The sequence below is a fragment of the Pelagibius sp. genome (assembly GCF_965227505.1).
In the GTDB taxonomy this organism is placed as follows: domain Bacteria; phylum Pseudomonadota; class Alphaproteobacteria; order Kiloniellales; family Kiloniellaceae; genus Pelagibius.
Genome location: NZ_OZ245757.1, coordinates 4,520,446 through 4,545,835 on the forward strand (window position 1 = coordinate 4,520,446; position 25,390 = coordinate 4,545,835).

At 67.1% G+C, this 25,390-nt stretch carries 17 protein-coding genes; 6 read left to right on the plus strand and 11 right to left on the minus strand.

What is annotated here, in order from left to right; all coding sequences use genetic code 11:
* Positions 1–3: 3 nt before the first annotated feature.
* Positions 4–2,373 carry an ATP-dependent Clp protease ATP-binding subunit ClpA gene (gene clpA, locus ACO06P_RS21305; RefSeq protein ID WP_420347240.1) on the plus strand — a complete coding sequence of 790 codons (2,370 nt, stop codon included), beginning with the start codon at positions 4–6 and terminating at the stop codon, positions 2,371–2,373.
* Between the two features lie 63 nt (positions 2,374–2,436).
* On the opposite strand, the gene ACO06P_RS21310 is transcribed toward clpA, so the two are convergent.
* The 3 genes from ACO06P_RS21310 to ACO06P_RS21320 form a co-directional block, all read right to left on the minus strand.
* On the minus strand, positions 2,437–3,972 hold the full coding sequence (locus ACO06P_RS21310) for a peptide ligase PGM1-related protein (protein ID WP_420347241.1): 1,536 nt from the start codon (positions 3,970–3,972) through the stop codon (positions 2,437–2,439).
* Between the two features lie 15 nt (positions 3,973–3,987).
* Positions 3,988–4,404 (minus strand): HPP family protein, encoded by a 417-nt coding sequence (locus ACO06P_RS21315; protein ID WP_420347242.1) that lies wholly within the window; start codon positions 4,402–4,404, stop codon positions 3,988–3,990.
* A gap of 184 nt (positions 4,405–4,588) precedes the next feature.
* A complete protein-coding gene (locus ACO06P_RS21320) occupies positions 4,589–5,746 on the minus strand; it encodes a GNAT family N-acetyltransferase (RefSeq protein WP_420347243.1) in 1,158 nt (385 codons plus the stop codon).
* A gap of 140 nt (positions 5,747–5,886) precedes the next feature.
* On the opposite strand from ACO06P_RS21320, the gene ACO06P_RS21325 reads away from it, so the two are divergent.
* The gene (locus tag ACO06P_RS21325; RefSeq protein ID WP_420347244.1) at positions 5,887–6,513 is read left to right on the plus strand and encodes a hypothetical protein; all 627 of its coding nucleotides are present in this window, start codon (positions 5,887–5,889) and stop codon (positions 6,511–6,513) included.
* Between the two features lie 18 nt (positions 6,514–6,531).
* On the opposite strand, the gene ACO06P_RS21330 is transcribed toward ACO06P_RS21325, so the two are convergent.
* The 8 genes from ACO06P_RS21330 to ACO06P_RS21365 all read right to left on the minus strand — a co-directional run bounded on the left by ACO06P_RS21330 (position 6,532) and on the right by ACO06P_RS21365 (position 19,149).
* Positions 6,532–7,908 (minus strand): glutamine synthetase family protein, encoded by a 1,377-nt coding sequence (locus tag ACO06P_RS21330; RefSeq protein ID WP_420347245.1) that lies wholly within the window; start codon positions 7,906–7,908, stop codon positions 6,532–6,534.
* Between the two features lie 85 nt (positions 7,909–7,993).
* Positions 7,994–8,461 (minus strand): RidA family protein, encoded by a 468-nt coding sequence (locus ACO06P_RS21335; protein WP_420347246.1) that lies wholly within the window; start codon positions 8,459–8,461, stop codon positions 7,994–7,996.
* A gap of 133 nt (positions 8,462–8,594) precedes the next feature.
* Positions 8,595–10,406: a DUF4153 domain-containing protein gene (locus ACO06P_RS21340; protein ID WP_420347247.1), complete on the minus strand. Its 1,812-nt coding sequence runs from the start codon at positions 10,404–10,406 to the stop codon at positions 8,595–8,597.
* 378 nt (positions 10,407–10,784) lie between these two features.
* Positions 10,785–14,498 (minus strand): vitamin B12-dependent ribonucleotide reductase, encoded by a 3,714-nt coding sequence (locus ACO06P_RS21345; RefSeq protein WP_420347248.1) that lies wholly within the window; start codon positions 14,496–14,498, stop codon positions 10,785–10,787.
* Between the two features lie 440 nt (positions 14,499–14,938).
* A complete protein-coding gene (locus ACO06P_RS21350) occupies positions 14,939–15,964 on the minus strand; it encodes a DUF6352 family protein (protein ID WP_420347249.1) in 1,026 nt (341 codons plus the stop codon).
* A 51-nt stretch (positions 15,965–16,015) separates the two neighbouring features.
* The gene (locus ACO06P_RS21355) at positions 16,016–16,861 is read right to left on the minus strand and encodes a carbohydrate ABC transporter permease (RefSeq protein ID WP_420347250.1); all 846 of its coding nucleotides are present in this window, start codon (positions 16,859–16,861) and stop codon (positions 16,016–16,018) included.
* Positions 16,862–16,898: 37 nt separating this feature from the next.
* Positions 16,899–17,771 (minus strand): carbohydrate ABC transporter permease, encoded by an 873-nt coding sequence (locus ACO06P_RS21360; protein ID WP_420347251.1) that lies wholly within the window; start codon positions 17,769–17,771, stop codon positions 16,899–16,901.
* 142 nt (positions 17,772–17,913) lie between these two features.
* Positions 17,914–19,149, minus strand: coding sequence for an ABC transporter substrate-binding protein (locus ACO06P_RS21365; protein ID WP_420347252.1), 1,236 nt, complete (start codon positions 19,147–19,149; stop codon positions 17,914–17,916).
* 272 nt (positions 19,150–19,421) lie between these two features.
* On the opposite strand from ACO06P_RS21365, the gene ACO06P_RS21370 reads away from it, so the two are divergent.
* The 4 genes from ACO06P_RS21370 to ACO06P_RS21385 all read left to right on the plus strand — a co-directional run bounded on the left by ACO06P_RS21370 (position 19,422) and on the right by ACO06P_RS21385 (position 25,387).
* On the plus strand, positions 19,422–20,426 hold the full coding sequence (locus ACO06P_RS21370; protein WP_420347253.1) for a LacI family DNA-binding transcriptional regulator: 1,005 nt from the start codon (positions 19,422–19,424) through the stop codon (positions 20,424–20,426).
* A gap of 102 nt (positions 20,427–20,528) precedes the next feature.
* The gene (locus tag ACO06P_RS21375) at positions 20,529–20,954 is read left to right on the plus strand and encodes a MarR family winged helix-turn-helix transcriptional regulator (protein ID WP_420347254.1); all 426 of its coding nucleotides are present in this window, start codon (positions 20,529–20,531) and stop codon (positions 20,952–20,954) included.
* Positions 20,955–21,086: 132 nt separating this feature from the next.
* Entirely contained in the window at positions 21,087–22,214 is a 1,128-nt protein-coding gene (locus tag ACO06P_RS21380; protein ID WP_420347255.1) for an efflux RND transporter periplasmic adaptor subunit, read from the plus strand.
* Positions 22,215–22,219: 5 nt separating this feature from the next.
* Complete coding sequence (locus ACO06P_RS21385) at positions 22,220–25,387, plus strand: efflux RND transporter permease subunit (RefSeq protein WP_420347256.1); 3,168 nt, start codon at positions 22,220–22,222, stop codon at positions 25,385–25,387.
* Positions 25,388–25,390: the final 3 nt, after the last annotated feature.

Below are 25,390 nucleotides of genomic sequence, written 5' to 3' on the forward strand. Positions count from 1 at the left end.
CGGATGCTATCGGCGAACTTAGAGCAGACGCTCCACCGTGCTTTGGCCGGCGCCAACGAGAGGCGCCATGAATATGCAACGCTGGAGCACTTGCTGCTCGCGCTGATCGACGATCCGGATGCCATGGCGGTGCTGCGGGCCTGCAGCGTGGACCTGGAGCGGCTGCGCGCCGAAATCCTCGACTACATCGACAACGAACTGTCCAGCCTGATCACCGCCCAGCTCGGCGACGCCAAGCCGACCGCGGGATTTCAGCGGGTTCTGCAACGCGCGGCCATCCACGTCCAGTCCTCCGGGCGCGAGGAGGTGACAGGCGCCAACGTCCTGGTGGCCATGTTCTCCGAGCGGGAAAGCCACGCCGTCTACTATCTCCAGGAACAGGAAATGAGCCGCCTGGACGCGGTGAACTACATCAGCCACGGCATCGCCAAGGCCAAGGGCCACGAGGAGAGCCGTACGGTCGAGGGCTCCGACGACGACACCGAGTCGGAAAAGGTGGTGCGCAAGGGGCGCGAGGCCCTGGATGCCTATTGCGTCGATCTGAACCGCAAGGCGCGCGACGGGCGCATCGATCCGCTGATCGGCCGCAGCGAGGAGATCGACCGCACGATCCAGGTGCTGTGCCGGCGGACCAAGAACAATCCTCTCTACGTCGGCGATCCCGGGGTCGGCAAGACGGCGATCGCCGAGGGTCTGGCCCGGCGCATCGTCGCCGGCGAGGTGCCCGAGGTGCTGCACAACGCCACCATCTTCGCCCTCGATATGGGCGCGCTGCTGGCCGGCACCCGCTACCGCGGCGACTTCGAGGAACGGCTGAAGGCGGTGGTCTCGGAGATCGAGGCCCAGGAGCATGCCATCCTCTTCATTGACGAGATCCACACCGTGATCGGCGCCGGCGCCACCTCCGGCGGGGCGATGGATGCCTCCAACCTGCTGAAGCCGGCCCTGCAGAGCGGCCTGCTGCGCTGCATCGGCTCGACCACCTACAAGGAGTACCGCAGCTACTTCGAGAAGGACCGGGCCCTGGTGCGCCGCTTCCAGAAGATCGACATCACCGAGCCGTCGATCGAGGATGCCGTCAAGATCCTGCGCGGCCTGAAGCCCTACTACGAAGATCACCACAACGTGCGCTTCACCAACGAGGCGATCCGCACGGCGGTGGAGCTCTCGGCGCGCTACATCGGCGACCGCAAGCTGCCGGACAAGGCCATCGACGTGATTGACGAGGTCGGCGCCTCGCAGATGCTGTTGCCCGAATCCAAGCGCAAGAAGTCCGTGGGCGTGAAGGATGTCGAGGCCGTGGTGGCCAAGATCGCCCGCATCCCGCCGAAGTCGGTCTCCAAGGACGACCGCACGGCGCTGAAGAACCTGGAGCGCGACCTGAAGACCATGGTCTTCGGCCAGGATCAGGCCATCACCGCCCTCTCGGCGGCGATCAAGCTGGCGCGCGCCGGCCTGCGGGAACCGGAAAAGCCCATCGGCAGCTATCTCTTCTCCGGGCCGACCGGCGTCGGCAAGACCGAGGTGGCGCGCCAGCTCGCCCACTCCCTGGGCATCGAACTGACCCGCTTCGACATGTCGGAGTACATGGAGCGGCACTCGGTCTCGCGGCTGATCGGCGCGCCTCCGGGCTACGTCGGCTTCGACCAGGGCGGCCTGCTGACCGATGCGGTCGATCAGCACCCGCACTGCGTGCTGCTGCTGGACGAGATCGAAAAGGCCCATCCGGATCTCTTCAACATCCTCCTGCAGGTCATGGACTACGGGAAGATGACCGACCACAACGGCAAGACGGTCGACTTCCGCAACGTCATCCTGATCATGACCACCAACGCCGGCGCCGCCGACATGGCCAAGCAGGCCATCGGCTTCGGCCGCGACCTGCGCACCGAGGACGGCGAGGAAGCGATCAAGAAGCTCTTCACGCCGGAGTTCCGCAACCGCCTGGATGCCATTATTCCCTTCGACAGCCTGCAGCCGGAGGTCGTTGCCCGCGTCGTCGACAAGTTCGTCATCCAGCTGGAGGCCCAGTTGGCCGACCGGCAGGTGACCATCGAACTCAGCGATGCAGCCCGCGAATGGCTGGCCAAGAAGGGTTACGACAAGCAGTTCGGCGCGCGCCCGCTGGGCCGCGTGATCCAGGACCAGATCAAGAAGCCGCTGGCCGAGGAGCTTCTCTTCGGCAAACTCTCCAAGGGCGGCGTAGTGCGCGTCGGCATCGAGGACGGCATTCCCACCTTCAGCTTCACCGAGGCGGAGCAGACCAAGGGCAGGAAGGGCTCGGGCGGCAAGGGCAGCGGCGGTGGCCGCGGCGGCCGCAAGGGCCCCAAGGGCGGCAGCAACGCCAAGTCGGAAAAGGTTCTGGCCGACTGAGCCCTTCGCAATCCGGCACAGAACAGGGCCCGGCCGCCTGACGGCGCCGGGCCCTTTTTCCTGTCATCGAACCGCGCGGTCGAGCACTGCCAGGGCCTCGTCGTAAAGCTCGCGGGCGCGCTCCGGCGTGCCGCCGAGGCAGACCATGCCGAACTTGCCGAACTGGGAGAGGGTGCCGAACATGTGAAAGACCACCCCTTCCTGGGTGGCGGCGTGGAAGTGCAGCCCGTTCAACACGGCGATGTCGATCAGGTCGTCGGGCGTCAGCCCACGGTAGCGCTCGTCTTCGATGTTGTCCGAGGCGCAGTAGAAGCAGGGCCGCCCGCCCGGCGCCAGGTAGAGGCCGCTGGCGGGATCGTAGCGTCCGTCGGTGAGGAACTGCAGCATCAGGTAGGGGTGGGTGGTGCCGCCCTTGCGCAGGTTCACCTCGATGGCGTAGTGGCGCCAGACCCCGGCCTCCGGCACCGAGATGAAGTCGACGCCGAAGCGCCCGATGACCCCGCGGTCGCGCAGCAGGCGGGCGGCCTTCAGGCCTTCGTTCTGGATTTCCAGGCGGTAGGCTTCGTCGGCCGGAAAGCGACAGCCGAGGAAGATCTGCTGCGCCGAGCCGCCGAGCACCTGGTCATGCGTTGAAATGACCTCCAGGCCGCCTGTCGGGTCGACCCGGAACTGCGCCGACGGCGAGCGCTTCGAGGAGCCTTCGATGAAGGCCTCCACGATGGCCTGCATCTCCCGCACCTTGGCCTCGTAGAGGTCCCAGGTCATGCCGGCAGCCTCGAAACGCAGCTGGGGCAGGTGCTGCCTGACCCAGGTCTCCAGCCCCGCGCCGGCGGGCGCACCGGCGAAATCGAAGATAGCGTTGCCTTCGCCTGAAAATCCCTCGTTCAGCTTCACCACGGCGCGGCGCAGGTCCGGGAACTTGGCCTTCAGTGCGCTCAAAGCCCCGGCCAGGTCCTGCGAGTCGCCCAGGCCTTCGGAGCCCTCGGGAATCTCGATACCCGCCTCGCGGAACAGGCGCCGGGCGCCGCTCTTGGATCCCAGAGGCAGCAGATCCGGATCGCAGCCGTAAATCGGAATGCCGAGGCGCAGCGCGAGATCGCGTTCGGAGCCGGAGACGTTGAAGCAGGTCATGTGCGCCGCCGCGCGGTCCGGAATCGCTGCCAGGATGCGCTCCATCAGGCGCGGGCGCTCCAGGATCTTCGCGCTCAGCGGCCGCGGTGAGTTGTCATGGCAGGACAGCAGGGTCAGACGTTGGCGGGCATGGCGGACAGGGACACCCGGCAGCAGATGCAGATAGTAGTCGACCACTGACTCCGGCATCGGCTCGCTGGAAAGGAAGATCACCTTGGTTCGCGGCAGCCGCAGCAGCAGGAGCAGGCAGAGCATGCGCTCCTCGTAGTGCTCGACGCCGGTGATCTTTGCCATGACGTCCGCATCGAGGCTGAAGCTCGGCAGGACAACGACGCTGCGCGGCGCCTCGTCGTGGGCGAAGACTTCGCGGAACATCTCCGGCAGGCGCGCCTGCAAGAGCTGGAAGGCTTCCCGCTCCGCGCCGCTGTCCGTCGGTGCTTCGCTTGGCTGCGGCGTTCCGATGGTCATTGCCTGGCGCCGGCTTCAGCGACGGCTGCGCTTTTTGGTCTGGGCGGGGGCCGCTTTCATGGTGAAGCGGTGGCCCTCGACCAGCTTCAGCAGGTCGAAGGACGAGATGATCCCGACCACCGCCTTCTCGTGGGTGACAACCACGTGGTGGATCTTGTGTTTGCGCATGATGCGGGCGGCGGCGCTGACGTCGTTGTAGGCGGGCACGCAGTAGACATGGTTCGACATGATGCGCTTGACCGGCGATTCGCCCTTTACCTTGCGGGCCGCGTCCGCCGTCGTGACGATGCCCAGAGCCTCGTGCTGCGGGCCGACAATGGGGACCGCATGGATTCTGTTGCGCTCCATCATCGCGCGCACGTGGTCGAGGCTGTGGTGCGGCTGCGCGGTCAGCACACGCTTGGCCATGAGGTCGGCGATCTTGACGTTCATCGGAAACTCCCTGCCTGTTCTTTTCGTGGCGGCGGCCCGCCGCACCCCGGTGCGCCACCGGGTCAGTTCTTGTCAACAAAGCGTCATGATCTCCTGCCGACGGGAGAAAGCCCTTGCGCTAGGTCAATTTGGCCGCAACGCGAAGGGGCGGGCTGAAAGGGTCACGGAGCGGCGGAGAGGGCGGTCAGTCGCAGGCCTTGAAAGGGCTGTGCCGTCCCAGGAGTGCGATCTCCTGGCTCATCGCGTCGCGCTCGCGCTCAAGGAAGTGCTCGACCGCGTCGCGAAGGCCGGGATCGCCGATCCAGTGGGCGCTGTATGTGGCCGTCGGCAGATAGCCGCGCTGGATCTTGTGCTCGCCCTGGGCGCCGGCCTCCACCCAGGTAAGGCCGTGGCGGATGGCGTAGTCTATGGCCTGATAGTAGCAGGTTTCGAAGTGCAGGAACTTGAAGCGGCTGAGACATCCCCAGTTGCGCCCGAAGAGGGCGGTATCGCTACGCAGGTTCAGGGCGCCCGCCACCGGTTCGCCCTCGTACTCCGCCACGATCAGCACCACCCTGTCGCCGAGATCGCGGCCGATCTGGTGGAAGAACTCCCGCGTCAGGTAGGGCTGGCCCCACTTGCGGTCCGCCGTCGCCATGTAGAAGCCGAAGAAGGCGTCCCAGTAATGCGGCGCGATCTCGTCGCCGGTGAGCGCGCGCAGCGCAATGCCGCTTTCCGCCACCTTGCGGCGCTCCTTCTTGATCGCCTTCCGCTTGCGTGAGCTGAGGTCGGCGAGGAAGGCGTCGAAGTCGGCATAGTCCCGATTCTGCCAGTGATACTGCACGGAAAGCCGCTGCAACAGGCCGAGCGCGCCCAGGTGGTCGTACTGCTCGCGCGGCGCGAAGGTGACATGCAGGGAGGAGACACGGTGCCGCCGCGCCAGTTCGATCATCGCCGCGGTGAGGCCGGTCAGGATCTCGTCCTGAGGTGCGTCCGGATGCACCAGAAGGCGCGGGCCGGTCGCCGGGGTGAAGGGAACCGAGCACTGGAGTTTCGGGTAGTAGCGGCCCCCGGCGCGTTCATAGGCGTCGGCCCAGTTCCAGTCGAAGATGTACTCTCCGTAGGAATGGGATTTCAGGTAAAGCGGCACGCAGCCGTAGAGGCCCCCCGCCGGGTTGGGCAGCACGAGGTGCTGCGGCTGCCAGCCGGTCTCCCCGGTGGCCGAGCCGCTTTCCTCCAGGGCATTCAAAAAAGCGTGGCTGACAAAGGGGTTGTCGCCGGCGCAGGCGTCCCAGTCGGCGGCGGAGACCTCCGCGATGCGGCTGATCACCTGTACGGCAAGGGCGTCGTTTCCGTCCGGCATGGGTCCTCGTAGCGGGCGCGGGCTCTGCTCTAGGAGATGACATTTATGCGGGCGGTTGCAAGGGCCACCTCGCGAGCAGCGACGGCGCAGGGCATGGACTTTCCCGGTTGCGGGCCTTAGCCTGCAAGGCAATGATTCTTTTGACCATTTCAACCAGACTGCAGCGCTTATCTGCGCTTTTCTTCCTGGTGTTCCTCTGCACTCTGCCGGTTGCTGCAGAGACCCGGGACACAGGACAGGCTGGCCTGCTGCCCGCGCCCCGGGCGTCCTACACCGCCGAGACCCTCGTCACCTATGCCGGCGACAGCCTGGAGATGAAGACCCTGCACCGGGGAAGCTGGGAGCGCCAGGAGTTCACCGTCGACGAGCGGCTTCAGGTGACCATCCTGCGTCCCGACCGGAACCGGGCCTACATGATGTTCCTGGAAAGCAGCCAGCTCTTCGAGATGCCTTATGCGGAGGCGGCGCTCCTGCCGCCCATCGGCGAGCTCAGGACCTTCGAGGTCCGCAAGCTTTCCGACGCGGAGATCGAGGGTGAAACGGTCGGCCACTTCCAGGCCGTCCGCCGCCCCACCGGCGAAGGCGCCGAGGAGCGGGAGCCCGTCGTCCTCGATCTCTGGGTGACGGCCGACGGCATCGTCATGAAGGCGGAAGGCGAGATCCTGGTCGACGGTTTTCGCGAGCCGCTTCAGATCGAGCGCCGGAACATCCGCCGGCAGGATCTGGACCCCGGCCTCTTCGAGCCTTCGATCTCCCTGCCGCAATAAGCGGGGGCGCGGGCAGGATCACTCGGCCTGCAGGAACCAGCGGTACTCCAGGGGGCTGATCTCCGCCTCGAAAAGCTCCAGTTCCTTCTCCTTGCAGGCGCGGTAGGCTCGCAGGTAATCGGCGCCGAGGTAGTCCGCCAGGCGGCAGTTCTCGGTCAGCTTCTCCAGCGCGCGCTTGGGGCGGAAGGGGAGGCCGGCGTCGTAGCCGGCGGAGGCATTGCCGTCCCAGGCCGGGCCCGGGTCGAGCTTGCCGGTGATGCCGTGGTGCAGGCCCGCCAGAAGGGTGGCCAGCGCCAGATAGGGGTTGGCGTCGGCGCCGGCCAGGCGGTGCTCGATGCGGCGGGCGGGACCCTTTCCGGTCGGTATGCGCAGCGCGACGGAGCGGTTCTCGAAGCCCCAGGAGCGCTGGGTCGGCACGAAGATGTTGGGCTGGAAGCGCCGGTAGGAGTTCACGTTGGGCGCCAGCACCGCCATGGCTTCCGGCAGCAGGTCCAGCGTGCCGCCGATGGCCTGCAGCAGGGTATCGCTGGCCGGCGCTGAGCCGCCGTCGAAAACGTTACGCCCGGCGGGGTCCAGCAGGCTGACATGCATGTGCAGGCCGCTGCCGGCGCGCTCGGCATAGGGTTTGGCCATGAAGCTGGCCTGCAGGCCGTGGCTTTGGGCCACGCCCTTGACGATCCGCTTGAAGAGCACGCAGTGGTCGGCGGCCTGCAGCGGGTTGTCGATGTGCTGTAGATTGATTTCGAACTGGCCGGCGGCGTACTCCGCGGTGATCGCGCCGCTCGGCACGTCCTGGGCGGCGCAGGCGCGGGTCACGTCGTCGAGGAAGCCGGAATAGGCGTCCAGCGCGCTGATGCCGTAGACCTGGGTGCCGGCTTCGCGGCGGCCGGTCGCCGGCGAGCGCGGCGGCTGCGGCGCCCCGTCAGGCAGGCGCTCGCGGTCGATCAGATAGAACTCCAGCTCGAAAGCGACCACGGGGCGCAGGTCCAGTTCGGCCAGACGCTCCAGCACCCGCGCCAGCACATTACGCGGTTCGTAGTAGAAGGGCGCGCCGTCTTCCGTCTCCAGCGTGATCATGGCCTGGGCCAGCGGACGCTCGGTCCAGGGCACCGGCTTCAGGCTGCCGGGAATGACCTTCACCAGACAGTCAGGATCGCCGTCGGAGAAGCCGAGCCCGTCCGGATCGTGGCTCTCCCCCTGGCTGTCCAGCATGAAGACCGACCCCGGAATGGCGAAGCCGGATTGCAGGATCTTGCCGATCTCGGTTATGGGATAGCGCTTGCCCCGGACGACGCCGGAAAGGTCGGCCAGGATACAGTCCAGCGCCACGGTATCGGGGTGGCGGGCCAGGAAATCCGCTGCCTCGGCCGGCAGCTCACGGGTCGAATCAGGCATGAAGATACTTTGTCGCGCCGGCCCGGGCCCAGGTCAAGCGCCGCGTCGGCGGCGCCCGGCCCCGGGTTGTGCGGCGCTTCGCGTCTCAGGCGATCTCCACCACGGCTTCCACCTCCACCGCCACGCCGATGGGCAGGGAGCCGGCGGAGACCGCGGCCCGGGAGTGCCGGCCTTTGTCGCCGAAAACCTCCACCATCAGGTCGGAGGCGCCGTTGATCACCTTCGGCTGGTCGGTGAAGTCGGGTGTCGAATTGACGAAGCCGGTCAGCTTCACCACCCGCTGCACGCGGTCGAGGTCGCCGCCGCAGGCGGCCTTGACCTGGGAAATGATGTTGATGGCGCAGAGCCGGGCCGCCGCCTGACCGTCTTCCAGCGAGATCGAGTCCCCAAGCTTGCCTAGATACTGCGGGCTGCCGTCCTTCAGCGTGACCTGGCCGGAAACGAAGACCAGGTTGCCGGTCTGTACGTAGCCGACATAGTTGGCCACCGGGGCGGCGGCTTCAGGCACTTGGATGCCCAGTTCGGCAAGGCGGGCGTCAATCTGTCCGGCCATCAGGCGGTTCCTCCAAAGTGTTTGTTTGGCGAGCGTGATTGGTTGAGGCGGTCCCGGGGTTCCGGGCCGGAGCGGGAGCATAGCCCCGCCGCTCGTCCGCCCACAAGCCCGCTGATGTCCCCGGCGCGGGCGGTCAGGGCCCGGGTGGATGGCGGCGCAGCGGGATGACCTCGTCCCCAACCTTCAGGTCCCTGTGGGCCGGCGTCACGGCATCGATCCTGCCGCTCGCGAAGTCGGACCAGAAGGTGGTGGCTTCGGCGCTGACCGGAATGAAGGTCGAGGCCCAGCCGCTGCCGTCCTTGCGGCGTTCGAACAGATGCATGATCGGTGACACGTCATCAGACCGCGTGGCCAGGACGTATTCCACGCCCTCGCTCTCGGTGAGGTCGATGGCGGTCAGCATGCATTCCTGCCCGCCCAGCCTGCCGCAACGCTCCATCACGCCATGCAGCCAGTCCGTATTGAAGTCGTCCGGGATCGCCAGGTCCGGCGGGATGAGTGTCACCCGCTCGGGGTCGCTCAGCGTTTCGCGGACGGAGAGCCGGCGCACCTCCTGCTCGCCGGGCTGGCGCCACTGCCAGCGCGTCTCGGCCTTTGCCAGTTCGGCGAGCTGCTCGGCAACCACCGCCCGGTCGGCGACGCCGGCGTCCTCGGCGATCCGCTCCAGGACCGCCTCGCCGTGGTTGCCGAGATTGAACTTCAGAAAGCCGTAGTCGAAGCGCGCCGGATCGGCTGCGCCGCCGGCAAGGCGCTGGTACTGGTTCTCGGCGCTCAGGCGGTAGGGGTCGCCCCAGGGGGTCTGCAGACCGATGGCGACCAGGGCCACCAGCACGGCGATCCAGATGTTGGCCTGGCGGCTGACCGCCATCCAGCGCTCCCGTGCCACGAGGGACAGCAGATAGGCCAGGGTGTAGAGCATCAGCACGCCGGCGGTGACGGCAATCCAGATGCGGTCCGGCGTCAGGCCGTACTGTCCGATACGTAGGATCACGGCATAGACCGCAAAGCCGCAGAGCAGCGCCAGCGCCGGCGCCAGGGCGACGGCGCAGACGTTCAGGACCCGGCCGGGGTCGGTGGCCGCGCTGCCGTCGCGCAGCACCGCGTTCAGAAGCACGACACCGAGGACGAGGAGCGCGACCAGGGTGGTTGCGGCGCTGACCACGGTGGTCATCTGCTCGAATCCACCGGTGGCAAGGGCCAGCAGGAAGCCGAGGGAGAGCAGCAGGAACAGCGGGGTGAGCACCGAGAAGAGGCTGAAGACGATGCGGCGCAGGGCGACCACCACCCGGTGGTAGTCGCGCCCGGCATAAACCCCGAAGGCAACGGCGATCGTGGTCGCCGGCCAGAAAAAAGCCGGCTCGCCGATCAGGTCGCTGAACCAATCGATGCCCACCAGATCGAAGAGCGCGGCGAAGAGCCAGAGCAGGATCCACAGCAGCACGGCGAAGGCCAGGCTGAGGGCGACGATCAGGGTGTTGTTCCAGGCATGGGCGAAGAGGCGCTGGTAAGGGAAACTGAATCGGTTCTCTTCCAACCCTCTTTCCTGCCCCCGCTCCTGCCACGTCTGGAAGAAGGGCAGGGCGATCTGCGCCACAATCAGGTAGAGCGTCAGCACCCTTGCCGTCGGCATCTCCGGCCAGCGGTCGGCACCGGGCCCGAAGCGTTCCAGGAAGGTGGTGCCGAGGACGCCGAGCAGCAGGCCGAGCGCAAGGGAGCCCAGGGCTGCTGGCAGCCAGCGCTGTGGGTTCACCGAGAGGCAGAAGGCGAGGCCAGTGATCAGCAGGGCGAAGGTCGGGGCGGACTGCCAGACCCAGGCATCGATCTCCTCGGTCAGGACGAAGGCGCCGAGACCGCAGACCAGGCCGACGGCGACGAAGACCCCGGCCCAGGATCGGGGCAGATCTTCCCGGGTTTCGTATGGCCGGGTTTCGTAAGGATCGCTCATCTTGGGGGCCTTTTCGGGGACGCGGGGCAAAACGGCATTGCGCAAGAGTACGGCGACTCTGTGAAACGCTTGCGGCGAAGCAGAAAGTCAGGGGCCGCTCCCGGTAGGTTGCCAGGGGCACCGAAAAGGTTCAATTGCCGCCGCTAGGGACCGCGATCGGGCGAAACTGCGCGGGCGGTGAATTCCGCCTGCCATTCTGGGAGTGATGTCGGCAGGCAGGCAGGATCGGGCGTCAGATCCCGCAATCCTCAAAAAAAGAGCGGACCGGAAAAAAGAGCGGGGTGCCGCCGCCGCGGGCACCCCTCAAGTTCACAGGGAGAACTCAGACGTGAGTCATACAGGTAGGAGGCTCTACCTGAGTTACTGTCGAGCCACTCCTCATGAGCAGCCACTGGTGCTGCCGCAGGTTGCGCACTTGAGGCACGTGCCATTGCGCACCAGGGTAAAGTTGCCGCAGTCGCCGCAGGGGTCGCCCTCATAGCCCTTCATCCGCGCCTCGCGGACGCGGTCCAGGCGGGTATCGACCTCGCGGATGACTGTGGCCTCGACGGCAACGGCTTCGGCGGAGCCTGCGGAGCCGACGAGCTCTTGGGTCGCGCCGTTCGATGCGACCGGCGCAGGGGCCTGGGCGGTTGCGCCCAGAGTCTCCGAAACACCGTTCGCGCCGTTTGCGGCGCCACCGTTCACGACCAGGAGCTGGCTGCGGACATAGCCGGTCGAGGCGTAGCGGCGGACGGTCTCCGCCACCGCGGCCTCCGGCAGGTCGCCCTGGCCATCGCCCTGGCCCACGGCGTCCGGCTTGATGTCGGACGGTTCCACATGGGCCAGGTCGTTGCGGCCAAGGTAGGAAATGGCCAGCTCCCGGAAAATGTAATCGAGCACGGAGGTCGACATCTTGATGGCATCGTTGCCTTCGACCATGCCCGAGGGTTCGAAACGCGTGAAGGTATAGGCCTCGACGAATTCTTCCAGCGGCACGCCGTACTGCAGGCCGATGGAGATCGCGATGGCGAAGTTGTTCATCAGGCTGCGGAAGGCCGCGCCTTCCTTGTGCATGTCGATGAAGATCTCGCCGACCGAGCCGTCTTCGTATTCGCCGGTGCGCAGATAGACCTTGTGGCCGCCGACAATGGCCTTCTGGGTGTAGCCCTTGCGGCGCTGGGGCAGACGCTTGCGGTCCTGGCTGCGTTCGACGATGCGCTCGATGATCCGCTCGGCGACGATCTGCGCGCGCTGCGGGCCGGAGGCTTCGGCGAGCTGTTCGGCCAGCGGTTCGGCGTCGTCCTCGGCGATGTCGTCGAGCAGGTTGGCCGCCAGCGGCTGGGACAGCTTGGAGCCGTCGCGGTAAAGCGCGTTGGCCTTCAGGCCGAGACGCCAGGACAGCATGTAGGCCTGCTTGCAGTCCTCCACCGTCGCGGTGCCGGGCATGTTGATGGTCTTGGAGATGGCGCCGGAGATGAAGGGCTGGGCCGCGGCCATCATCCGGATGTGGCTGTCGACGGAAAGGAAGCGCCTGCCGTGGCGTCCGCAGGGGTTGGCGCAGTCGAAGACCGGCAGATGCTCGCTCTTCAGACCCGGCGCGCCCTCCAGGGTCATGGCGCCGCAGCAGTAGGCATTGGCGGCGTCGACCTCGCTCTTGGTGAAGCCGAGGGCGGCGAGCATGTCGAAGGAGACCTCGTCCATCTCCGCTGCCGAGAAGCCCAGCGCCTTGACGCAGAACTCTTCGCCTAGAGTCCATTTGTTGAAAGCGAATTTGATGTCGAAGGCCGAGGCGAGGCTCGCTTCCAGGGCCTGCAGTGCGGCCTCGGTGAAACCCTTTTCCTTCAGCCGGTCGTGGTTGATGCCCGGCGCGTCGGCCAGGGTGCCGTGGCCGACGGCGTGACGGATGATGCTTTCGATCTCCATCTCGCCGTAGCCGAGGGTGCGCAGCGCCTCTGGCACCGTGCGGTTGATGATCTTGAAGTAGCCGCCGCCGGCCAGCTTCTTGAACTTCACGATGGCGAAGTCGGGCTCGATGCCGGTGGTGTCGCAGTCCATCACCAGGCCGATGGTGCCGGTGGGTGCGATGACCGTTGCCTGGGCGTTGCGGTAGCCGCTGCGCTTGCCCAGCTCCAGTGCCCGGTCCCAGGCCTTCTTCGCGGCCTTGATGAGGCTCTTGTCCGGACAGGCGTTGCCTTCCAGCGGCACCGGGGCGATGGAGAGATCTTCGTAGCTGGCCCGCTGGCCGTAGGCGGCGCGGCGGTGGTTGCGGATCACGCGGAGCATGTGCTCGGCGTTTTCCTCGTAGCGCGGGAAGGCGCCCAGTTCTTCGGCCATCTCCGCCGAGGTGGCGTAGGAGACGCCGGTCATGATCGCCGTCAGCGCCGCCGCCAGGGCGCGGCCCTCGTCGGAATCGTAGGCGATGCCGGAGGCCATCAGAAGTCCGCCGAGGTTGGCGTAGCCGAGGCCGAGGGTGCGGAAGTCGTAGGAACGCTGGGCGATTTCGGCCGAGGGGAACTGCGCCATCAGCACCGCGATTTCCAGCGTCAGGGTCCAGAGGCGCACCGCGTGCTCATAGGCTTCGGTCTCGAAGGCGTCGCCCGTGCCACGGAAGGCCATCAGGTTCAGCGAGGCCAGGTTGCAGGCGGTGTCGTCGAGGAACATGTACTCCGAGCAGGGGTTGGACCCGTTGATGCGTCCGGAGGTGGGGCAGGTATGCCACTCGTTGATGGTGGTATCGTACTGCATGCCCGGATCGGCGCAGGCCCAGGCGGCGTAGGAGATCTGGTCCCAGAGCTCCCGCGCCTTCACCTTCTTGTGGACTTGACCGTCGGTGCGGCGGATCAGGCTCCAGGGATCGTCGTTCAGCACCGCCTCGATGAAGGTGTTGGGCACCCGAACCGAGTTGTTGGAATTCTGGCCGGAGACCGTGAGGTAGGCGTCGGAATCCCAGTCGGTGTCGTAGGTCTTGAAGTCGATGGAGGTGAAGCCCTGCTGGGCGAACTGGATGACGCGGGCGACGTAGTTCTCCGGCACCATGGCGGCGCGCGCGGCCTTCATGGCGGCCTTCAGCGGAGCGTTCTTCTTAGGATCGAAAGCGTCGGCCTGCTCGGCGCCCTCCTCGCCCTTGAAGGCGTGGCAGGCGCGCATGATGGCGTTGAGGTGCTTGTCGCAGAGCTTGGAGCCGGTCACCAGGGCGGCCACTTTCTGCTCTTCGACGACCTTCCAGTTGATGTAGTCCTCGATGTCCGGATGGTCGAGATCGACGGTCACCATCTTCGCGGCCCGGCGGGTGGTGCCGCCGGACTTGATGGCCCCGGCGGCGCGGTCGCCGATCTTCAGGAAGGACATCAGGCCGGAGGACTTGCCGCCGCCGGCCAGCGGTTCGTCGGCGCCGCGCAGCGAGGAGAAGTTGGTGCCGGTGCCGGAGCCGTACTTGAACAGCCGCGCCTCGCGCACCCAGAGGTCCATGATGCCGTTGTCGTTCACCAGGTCGTCGTTGACCGACTGGATGAAGCAGGCATGCGGCTGGGGATGTTCATAGGCGCTGCCGGCGCGGGTCAGTTCGCCAGTGGAAAAGTCGACGTAGTGGTGGCCCTGGCTCGGCCCGTCGATGCCGTAGGCCCAGTGCAGGCCGGTGTTGAACCACTGCGGGGAATTCGGCGCGGCCATCTGCCTGGCCAGCATGTAGCGCATTTCGTCGTAGTAGGCGCGCGCATCCTCTTCGGCGTCGAAGTAGCCGCCCTTCCAGCCCCAATAGGCCCAGGTGCCGGCGAGGCGGTGGAAGACCTGCTTGGCGGAAGTCTCGCCGATGAAGCGCTCGTCCTCGGCGATGTCGGCCATGGCCTCGTGGTCGGGCTCGGAGCGCCACAGCCAGGCCGGGACATTGTCCTCGGGAACCGGCTTGGACTTCAGCGGCAGGCCGCGCTTGCGGAAATACTTCTGCGCCAGGATATCGCAGGCGACCTGCGACCAACTGGACGGGACCTCGATGTCTTCGGCGCGGAACACCAGGGATCCGTCAGGGTTGCGGATCTCGCTCGACGTCCGGCGAAACTCGATTTTCTCATAGACGTCACTGCCAGTTTCCGTAAAACGACGCGCAACCCGCATGCGGTAATCTCCAGTCTCTTTTTCTTGTCAGTTGGCCCTGCACTTCGCCCCAAGTGGCGCCGGGTTCAGGGAGTCCGGAAAACCAGACAGAAACAGCAGCCCCAAGACCGCCGTTTCCCCCCGAAAACCCCGCAAATCCTCAGGACTTGCCATATCTTGTGACGAACGATCATTAAACCACAACATGTGGCTGAGGTCACCACATTTTGCGTTAAGAAGGCGTTAACGCGCGATCTGTCGGGGCGTCGCGGTGGGCGCCGCCCGCCGCTGATCCGCAGATTCCCGGGCTTTCCGTCGACGCGTCCCGGCAGCGGGATTTGGGGGTGGCAAAAAGTGTCGCAGGCGGACTCCGGCCGGGCGGCGGCGCATGAGGCAGCGGCGGGTGGGGCAGCGGCGGGTGGGGCAGCGGCGGATGGCGCGGTGGCGCGCGGGGCGGTGGCTCAGGCGCGCTCGGCCAGCGGCAGGTTGACCAGCAGGTTCTGGGGCTTCAGGCGCAGCTGGCCGGACTCGGTCATGGCCAGCGCCAGGTAGACCGGGCGTCCGGCGATGCCGGGGGCGACCACCGAGGGGTCCTGAAACTCCATGCGGAAGAGGGAGAGCAGGCGGGCCAGGCGGCCTTCGCCGACCTCGACGCCGTTGTAGAGGTCGTTCAGCATCTTGGTCGCTTCAACGTCCAGGCCGATGTGCCAGACCCAGCGCTCGTCGCTGATCTTCTGCACCGGCTGAATCGACACCGCGACATCGAGGAAGTGCTTCACCCATCTCTCCAGGACCCGGCAGAGGGCGTCCAGGCCGGTGCCGGCGAAGTTCAGGTTCAGGACGGTGTCGTAGCGGCTGGCGCGGTCCCAATAGATGTCCGCATTGGTTTCGTTGACCACGTCCAGTTCGACCGTTCTCAGCGGCGTCTGCGCCTCGGCGACCAGACGCCCCAGACTGCCGAAGCCGCCGGTTGTGGCGAACATCTCCACGGTCTCGGCATCGGCGGCCATGATGGCGCCGTCGTTGATGGTGACCTTCTGGGCGCGGAAGAAGGTCTCCGCCGCCCGGACCCGCAGCGCGTCCTCCTCGCCCTCCAGCATCGAACGGGCGATGACGTGGGCGAGCTGATCGAGGAACAGCGGCGGTAGGACAATGCCCTCGGGCGCCAGGAAGATCTGCAGGTAGCAGTCCTCCAGGGATTCGGCCGCCGTCAGGCGGTCGCGAAAGGCGAGGACGAGGCGGTAGTTTTCGATGGCGTCGGCATCCTCCAGCGCTGCCAGACGTTCCTCGGAGACCGCCTCGCGCGGATTGCGCAGCAGCGCGGCATGGAGCTGGCGCTCGGCCTCGTTCGACTCGGGCACGGGGCTCACTTCCGGGCGCCGGATGTAGGCGCGCAGAAAGTCGTCGGTCACCGTCAGGTGGCCGCGCTCGGTCCGCTCGAGGAGGTGGTAGCCGGAGTCCTGCCAGAAATCGCGCATGGCGGTCATCTATAGGGGGCCGGCCCCTGACTGTCCATGCGCCTATTTCAGGCCATGCGCCTATTTCAGGCCGCCGGCAAAGCCCATGGTCAGCCACTTCTGTACCAGCCCGACCATCGCCAGGATCGGCAGGGAGGCGAGGAAGCCGATGGCGGCGAGGCGCCCCCAGAAGGTCTCGTCCTCGGTGATCAGGGTGGCGATATAGGTGGGCAGGGTGAACTTCGAGGGCGTCTGGATGAACAGCAGGGCGTAGGCGAACTCGTTCCAGCTGAGGATCATCAGGAAGACTGCCGTGGCGGCCAGCCCCGGCGCCATGACCGGCACCACGATGGTGGCAAGCCGCTGGATCAGCGAGGCGCCGTCGATCCGGGCCGCTTCCTCGTAGCTTTGGGGAACGTCGCGCACGAAGCCCAGCAGCATCCAGATGGCAAAGGGCAGGGCATAGACCTGATAGACCAGCACCAGACCGGCCAGGGTATCGAGCAGGCCGAGCGAGCGCAGCACCTGGTAGAGCGGAATGGCCAGCACGATGGGCGGCGCCAGCTTGATGAGCAGCACGAAGACCAGGAAGGCGACGTCCAGACGCCGCGGCATCTCCAGGCGCGCGAGCGCGTAGGCGGCGGGGAAGCCAGCCAGCAGGGCCAGGGCCGTGGTCCCGAAGGCGACGATCAGGCTGTTGACGACTTTGCCGAAGATGTCGTCTTCCATCAGCGCGCGGTAGTGCTCCAGGGTGACCGCGTTGGGGATCAGATCGACGGAGGAAGAGACGAACTCGATCGGCGGCTTGACGGAGGTGCCGGCCATCCAGAACACCGGCAGCAGAACCAGGGCCGTCACCGCATAGGCGGTGAGGGCACGGGGGGTCAGGCCGCGTCCCGCGTCACCCGGCATGGCCTCACCCGACATGAGCCTCACCCGACATGAGCCTCACCCGACATGAGCCTCACCCGACATGAGATTGGCCGCCGACGATCTTCAGGACATAGATGGCGGCCAGCAGGCCGGCGATCACCACCATGATGACGGCGGCGGCCGAGGCGAGGCCGACATCGAAGAAGCGGAAGCCCAGCCGGTAGACATACATCGAGAGGGTTTCCGTCGCGTTGCCGGGTCCGCCGCCGGTCAGCGCGTAGACCTTGTCGAAGATCTTGAAGCTGTCGATGCAGCGCAGCAGGGCTGCCAGCAGGATGTGCGGCGTCAGCAACGGCAGGGTAATCGTGAGCAGGATCTGGCGCGGCGAGGCGCCGTCGATGCGCGCGGCTTCGTAAACCTCAGGCGGCACCGCTTGCAGACCGGCCAAGAGGATCAGGAAGGCAAAGGGGGCGGTCTGCCAGAGATCCACCAGCACCAGCGAGAGCATCGCCAGGTCGGGGTCTGAGAGCCATTCCACCGGCGGCAGCGCAGCGGCGCGCAGGAGGTTGTTGAGGAAACCGAAGTCGTAGTGGAACCAGGCGCTCCAGATGGCGGTCACCACCATGGTCGAGAGCACGAAGGGCGCCACAAGGGCGGGGATCACGAAGCGCCGGCCGGGGAAGCTCCGGCTCATCATCAAGGCGAGCATCAGCCCGAGGCCGACCTCGCTGACGGTTGCCAGAAGCGTAAAGACGACGGTGTTCCAGGTCGCGCGGCGGAAGAAGCGGTCGCCCAACAACTCGCTGTAGTTCTCGGTGCCGACGAAGAGCGCGCCGTCGAGGCCGTAGTCGGTGACGAAGAAGGACAGCAGGAGTCCGCGGCCGAGCGGATAGAGCGTCAGCAGCGCGAAGATCGCGATGGCCGGGGCGAGCAGCAGGAGAGGGAGATAGCGGGGGCCTGGCATCGTCTGTCCCTTGCGAGTTGCCTTTGACTTACGTCGAAGCGGGACGGTCGCTCAAGGCCAAGAGCGCGCGGGCGAAAGAAGAAAGGGTCCAAGAGGAACGGGGAGAGGGCGCGGCGTCCCCTCTCCCCGTGAGGCCGGAAGCCTAGCGCGTCAGCGCACGGGCGATCTTGCCGTTGGCTTCCTCCAGGGCATCCTTGGGTTCCATCTCGCCGATCAGGGCGAGCTGCAGGTAGTCGCCCAGGATAGCCTCGACCCTGCTCCACTGGGTGATGCGCGGGCGTGGCTGGGCGTTCTGCAGGGCTTCGACCTGGGCGGGGTACCAGCGGTAACGGTCGATCACCTCGGCGTCCTTGTAGACGCTGGCGCGGGTCGGCGGAATGCCGACTTCCAGAGCCAGGGTCTTCTGCATCTCCGGCGAGGTGAGGAAGTCGATGAAGTCGCGGGCGCGCTCAGGGTTCTTGGCGTCCGCCGGCACCGCCAGCAGCCATGACCCCAGCATCGGTGCCGGCCCCTGGACCTGGCCCGGTGCGGCCATGATCTCGATCTTGCCCGGAACCTTGGATTTCGCCGGATCGTCCAGCGAAGGCGCCCAGGAGGGCCAGAGTTCGATGGTCATGGCGGTCGTGCCCTGCATCAGGGCGTCGCGCACCTCCGTCGAGTTGTAGGTCTCGATGCCCTTGGGAGCGTAGTTCCTGAGAGCCAGGAAGAGCTCCAGCGCTTCCAGGGCGGCGTCGCTGTCCAGGTGCGCCTTGCCGTCCGTGCCGACCACGCGGGCGCCGTGGGCCCAGAGGATCGGCAGGAAGCCGGTGACGATGGGGTTTGCCTTCTTGCCGCGGAACACGGCACCGGAGATGCCGTCCTCGGCCTTGTTGATCGTCCGCGCGGCCTCCAGCACGTCGGTCCAGCTTTGCGGACGGTCGAGACCGTGCTTTTCGAAGAGGTCCTTGCGGTAGGCGAAGAGTTCGACATTGCCGACGAAGGGCACGGCATAGAAGGGTCCGCTGCCCACGGGATACCGCGAGACGTCGCGGGCCGGCTTCACGAAGTCCTCGTCGACGCCGCCGCCCAGTTCGTCGAGATCGGCCAGCCAGCCGTTGGCCATGAACTCCACCGCCCAGGGGTCGTCGAGCATGATCACGTCGTAGGCGCCGGCCTTCTCGCGCATGGCGATGGTGACCTTTTCCAGCAGGCCGCCGCCGGGCAGTTCAAGCCTTTCGGTTTCGAGGCCGGGGTTCCTGGCCTCGTACATCTCGACGGCCAGCTTCAAGGCCTCTCCGTAGCTGCCGTCGCGGCCGGCGATGACCAGCGTCTCGGCCTGGGTTGGGGCGGTGCTGAACAAGACGGCCCCGGCCAGCACTGCCGTTGCAAGTCGTTTCATCGCGGAGTCTCCCTCTTTCGCGTCTTCTCACGGGGGTGGAGCGGTGGCGCCTGAGCGCCATGCCCGAGCGCCATCATCGTTACTTCAACGCGCCGGCTGCCCAGCCGGGGCGCAGGTATGCCCCTTCTGCATGCTTTGCAAACGTTTGCGATTTCGGACTCTACGCTTTCTATCGTTTCTTCTCAAATGAACTTTGTATGAAGCTCTATGCTTGCCTTGCCGAATGAGAAAACGTTTGCAAGCAGGCTCTGTGTTCCCGATATTCTTTGCCGATGCGCCGAGTCACGATCAAAGACGTCGCCCGCGAAGCCGGGGTTTCCGCCTCCGCCGTCTCCCGGGTTTTCACCGAGGGCGCCAGTGCCTCCCTGAAGACCCGCGAGAAGGTTATGGCCGCCGCCGACCTGCTGGGCTACCGGCCGTCGCTGCTGGCGCGCGGCCTGGTGCGCAACCGCACAAATCTGGTCACCCTGGTGATGGGGCGCATGACCGACCCCTTCGATGCGCTCTTCATGGACGGCCTGGCCGAGGCTCTTGCCGCGCGCGGCACCCGTCTGATGCTGTCGCCGGCTGCCGCCGGCACGCCGGGCGAGGAGGGGATGCTGCAGGCCCTGGATTACCAGTCCGACGCGGTGGTCGTTTCCGCGGGCACCATGTCCTTGGCGCACTCCGAGCGTTGTGTCCGCGCCGGGCTGCCGGTCATTCTGGCCGGGCGGGTGGTGGAGACGCCCGGCGTGGACTGTGTGCTGGCGGACAATCACGACGGCGGCCGGCAGGCGGCCCAACTGCTGCTGCGTACCGGCTGCCGGCACCTGGCCTTTCTCGGCCAGGGCGGCGCCACCTTCTCAGACCGCGAGCGTCACGACGGCTTCCGGGCGGCCGCCCGGACTGCAGACCATGCCATTGTCGAGCAAAGCGTTGCCGGGCGCGACGAGGCCGCCGCTTTCGCCGCCGCCACCGCACTGCTGTCGCGCACGCCCCGGCCGGACGGGCTTTTCTGCAGCAACGACCGCATCGCCATCGCCGCCCTCGAGGCGAGCCGCGCCCTGGGGCTCGGCGTGCCGGCGGACCTGGCCATCATCGGCTTCAACAACCTGCCGGAGAGTGCCCGCCGCAGCTTTCGGCTCACCACCCTCGATTATCCCGTCGCGGCGGTGGTCGCGCAGATCGTCGAACTGCTCGAACTGCGCCTGCAAGAGCCGCGCCGCCCGAGCGAAATTCGCCGCATCGCGACCCATCTCGTCGTGCGCGCGTCGACCCGCGAGAGCGCCCAGCCTTAGGGCGGCTCAGGACTTCACCCAGCCCGGACCACTGCGCAGCAGGTCCGTCCAGCTTGACATTATGTGGAATTGCACCTATTTGGGCCTGGAAAGGAAATCCCTATGATCGCAGCAGCGGACTTCGAGGCGGCCTGTGTCTGTCAGACCATGCGACGGGTCGCCCGCAAGATCTCCAAGCGTTATGAGGACGCGCTCAGGCCCGTCGCGCTCAAGGCCGGGCAGTTCACGATCCTGGCTGCCTTGAAGCGGGAGCGGCCGGCGCCGCTGGGCGCTCTTGCCGCCGGGCTCGGCATGGACCGGACCACGTTGACCAAGGATCTGCGGCCGCTGGAAAGACGGGGCCTGGTGACTTCCGTTGCGGACGAAAAGGATGCGCGGGTGCGCCGCCTGAAGCTGACGCCGCAGGGGCGCGCCCTCTTGAAGAAGGCCGTGCCCCTCTGGCAGGCCGCCCAGAAGGTCTCGCACGAACGGCTTGCTGGGGTCGATTGGCCGGAGTTGCGCCGGGCCCTCGACCGGCTGGCGGACTGACCGCCGGATCCATGGGGCCCGACGACGCAACTTTCAGGATGCTCTGTGATCCAATTAAGTGCAATTCCACGTAAACGTTGAAAAGCCCGAGAGGCAGGCTCGCCAGAGCCGGGATGCAGAAGGGAAGCGGATATGAACCGGTTGCTACGCACCTCCTTCATCGCGCTGGTCGCGGTCGGTTTTCTGGCCAGTCTTGCCGGCGGTGCGGCGCTTCTGCATCTGCGCGCCGCTCAGTCGAAAGTCGAAGCCGCCCGTCCCTTCGCGCCCGTCCCGGTCGCGAGCCTGGTTTTGGAAGCAGCGCGAAGCTATGACGTTGCGGAGCGGTTCGTCGGCCGTCTCGAACCTGCGCAGCAGGCGCGCATTGCTTTTGAGCGCTCGGGGCTGGTGACCGCGGTCGCGGTGGAAGAGGGCGAGGTGGTTTCTGCCGACGCCGTCATCGCCACCTTGGACACGGCGATCCTGGAGGTTGAGCGCGACCGCCTGCTCGGGCAGCGCAAACAGGTGACGGCCTCGCTGGAACTGGCCCGCCTGACCGAAGGGCGGCAACGCGTGCTGCGCGACCGGGGCCACGCCTCCGAGCAGCGGCTCGACGAGGCGCGCCTCGGTGCGGTTGCCTTGGAGGGCGAATTGGCGGCCCTCGATGCCGCCATCCGCCGCATCGATGTCGACCTCGACAAGTCGGTGGTGCGGGCGCCCTTTGGCGGCCGGATCGGGGCGCGGTTCATCGACACCGGCAGCGTTGTCGACGCCGGCACGCCGGTCGTCGACATTCTCGAGACCGGGCGGCCGCAGGCACGCATCGGTCTGTCGCCGGAAGCCGCGGCCGCGCTCACGCCCGGAGAGGTGGTCGGCCTCTCCGCAAATGGCCGTAACCTGCAGGCGCGCGTTGTCGCAATCCGGCCGGACCTGACCACGGCGACCCGCACGGTCAGCGTTCTCTTCGATGTGCGCGGAGAGCCCGCCGCGAAATTCGGCGACACGGTCGAGTTGCGTCTGTCCCGCCCCGTGGTCGCGGAGGGCTTCTGGCTGCCGATCTCGGCCCTGAGCGAGGGGGAACGCGGCCTGTGGTCGGTTCTGACACTGCAGCCGGATGACAACGGTACCTTCCGCATTGGCCAGGAAACGGTCGAGCTTCTGCACACGGCCGGCGACCGCGTCTTCGTGCGCGGCACCCTGCGTGCCGGCGACCGCGTCGTCGCCAACGGCCGCAACCGCGTGGTCCCGGGTCAGCAGGTCTCCCTCGCCGCCGGGGAGGGATGACCGCAATGAACACACTGCTGTTCCGCAACACCCGCCTGCTGTTTCTGGTCCTCGGCGTCATCCTCGCTCTGGCGGCCGCCGCTGCCACCAGCATCGGCCGCCAGGAAGACCCCACCATCACCAACCTCTTCGCCACCATCGTCACGCCCTACCCGGGCGCCGAGCCCTCGCGGGTCGAGTCCCTGGTGACCGAGAAGATCGAGGAGGAACTGCGCGAGATACCGGAGATCGACGAAATCCGCTCCACCTCGCGCACCGGTGTCTCCGTGATCTCGGTGGAGCTCTCGCTCTACATCGACGAGGAGACCATCGAGCAGGTCTGGGCGGAGATTCGCGACGCCTTGAGCGATGCCGCCCGCAGCTTTCCCGCCGGGGTGCCGGAGCCGGAACTGGATACCGACCGCACCTCGGCCTACACGGCGATCAGCGCCATCGTCCTGCGTGGCGATCTGGCCCCGAACCCTGCGATCCAGCGCCGCTATGCCGAAATCCTACAGGACCGGCTGCGTCAGATTTCCGACACCAAGCACGTGCGCCTCTTCGGCGAGCGGGAGGAGGAGGTCCGCGTCACCGTGGACGCGCGGCGGCTGGCAGGGCTGGGTCTCAGCTTCGACCAGGTTTCCGCTGCCGTGGCCCAGGCCGACGCCAAGGTGCGCTCCGGCCAGCTGCGCGGCGAACGCTACGACCTTCTGGTCGAGACCGAAGGCGAGATCGAAACCCTGCAGCGCATCCGCGATATCCCGCTGCGCAGCGACGCCGTGGGCACGACCCTGCGGCTGAGCGATGTCGCCACCATCGAGCGTGCCTTTGCCGACCCGCCGCGCGAGATCGCCTATGCCGATGGCCGCCCTGCGGTGCTGGTGGCCGCGCGGATGGAGAGCGACCGTCAGGTGGATGCCTGGACGGCTGCCGCCAAGGCTGTGATCGCCGACTTCGAGGCGGGCCTGCCCGACGGCCTGGAACACCGTTTGATCTTCGACCAGAGCCGCTACACGCAGCAGCGCTTTGCCGACCTCGGGGTCAATCTTGCCATCGGCGTGTCGCTGGTGGTGCTCGTGCTCTTCGTGTCGCTCGGCTGGCGGGCGGCCAGCGTGGTCGCGGCGGTGATCCCGCTGGCGACCCTGATGTCGGTGACAGTAATGCAGTGGCTCGGCCTGCCGATCCAGCAGATGTCGGTCACCGGGCTCATCGTCGCGTTGGGGCTGCTGGTCGATGCCGCCATCGTCATGTCCGACCAGATCAGGCGCCGCATCGCGGCCGGGCTGCCGGCGCTGCGTGCGGTGGCGGAGGCCGTCGACCGGCTGGCGGTCCCGCTGATGGCCTCGACGGTGACGACAGTCCTGGCCTTCGTGCCCATGGCGCTGCTGCCTGGCCCGGCCGGCGACTTCGTCGGCTCCATCGCGCTTTCGGTCATTATCATGCTGTCGGTTTCCCTGCTGCTGGCGCTGACCGTCACGCCGGCCCTGGCCGGGCGGTTGCTGGGGGCTGGCGGGCGCCCGGCGCAGCGCGGCGGTTTCCTGCAGCACGGCATCTCCGCGCCGCGCCTGAGTTCTCTTTTCGATCGTTCTCTGGACCTTGCGCTGCGCCACAAGGGACTGGCGATCCTGGGCGCGCTGGTGCTGCCGCTGATGGGCTTCGCCGCCTTTCCGACCCTGACGGCGCAGTTCTTCCCCGGGGTCGACCGCGATCAGTTCTATGTTCAGGTGAGCCTGCCGGGCGGCGCGGCAATTTCGGAGACTCGGGCTCTGGCACTGCGCATGGACGCCCGGCTGCGGGAAGAAGCGGAGATCCGCAGCCTGCACTGGGTCATCGGCGAATCCGCGCCGGCCTTCTACTACAACATGGTGACCGACCGCGACGGCGTGCCCGGCTTTGCCGAGGCCCTCGTCACCACCGTCTCGCCGGATGCCACCGAGCGCCTCATACCTGTCCTGCAGGCGTCTTTGGACCGGGAGTTTCCCCAGGCCCAGGTTCTGGTCCGCGGACTGGTGCAGGGGCCGCCGGTGAACGCGCCGGTCGAACTGCGTCTGGTCGGACCCAATCTGGAATCCCTGCGCGGTGACGGCCAGGTGCTGCGCGGGCTGCTGGCGCAGATTCCCGAGATCACGCACACACGCGCCGACCTCATCGGGGCCGAGCCGAAGCTGGTTTTCCAGTTGGACGAGCACAAGGTGCGCCTGGCGGGCCTGTCGCTGGCGGAGGTGGCCCGCCAGCTTGAGGCCGGACTGAGTGGTGCCTTGGGCGGTTCGCTGGTCGAGGCGACCGAAGAACTGCCGCTGCGCGTGCGCCTGTCAGACGAGGCGCGTGGCAGCGTGGAGGCGCTGCGCAACCTGGTGATTGTCCCAACCGATGCCGCAGAGACCGCCGCAAGAGGCGGCTATCCCGGCATTCCGCTGACAGCCCTCGGCGCCCTCGCGTTGCTGCCCTCCGACAGCCCGATCACCCGGCGCAATGGTGAAAGGGTGAACACGGTCCAGGGCTTCATCGCCCGTGGCGTGCTGCCGGAAGAGGTGCTGAAGCAGGCGCAGGCCCTGCTCGCCGAGAACCCGCTTGGCCTCGCCCCCGGCTATCGGCTGGAGGTCGGCGGCGATGCGGATGCCAGGGCCGAAACCACCAGGAACCTTGCCGCCGCTGCGGGCCTCGTGGTGACGCTGACGGTTGTGGCCATCTTCCTCACCTTCGGGTCCTACCGGCTGTCCCTGGTGACCGCGGCGGTTGCCGGCCTTTCCATGGGGCTCAGCCTGTTGGCGCTGGCGGTGTTCCAGTATCCCTTCGGCATCCAGGCCCTGATCGGGACCATCGGTTCCATCGGCGTTTCGGTGAATGCCGCGATCATCATCCTCACGGCGCTGCAGCGCGATCCGCAGGCCCTGGGCGGCGACCTTGCGGCCATGCGCCGGGTCGTCAGCCGCCAGGCGCGCCACATCGTCTCCACGACGATCACCACGGTCGGCGGCTTCATCCCGCTGATCCTGGCCGGCGGCGGCTTCTGGCCGCCCTTCGCCATGGCGATCGCGGGCGGTGTCCTGTTGTCGATGGTGGTTTCGTTCTACTTCACGCCGCCGATGTTCGCCCTGGTCATGCGGCCGCGCCGCGGCGCCCCGCAGCAGCAAGACGGCGAGTCCGGAGCGTTGGGCACGGAGGCCTCGCCGGTCCCCGCCGCCGCGGAGTGACCG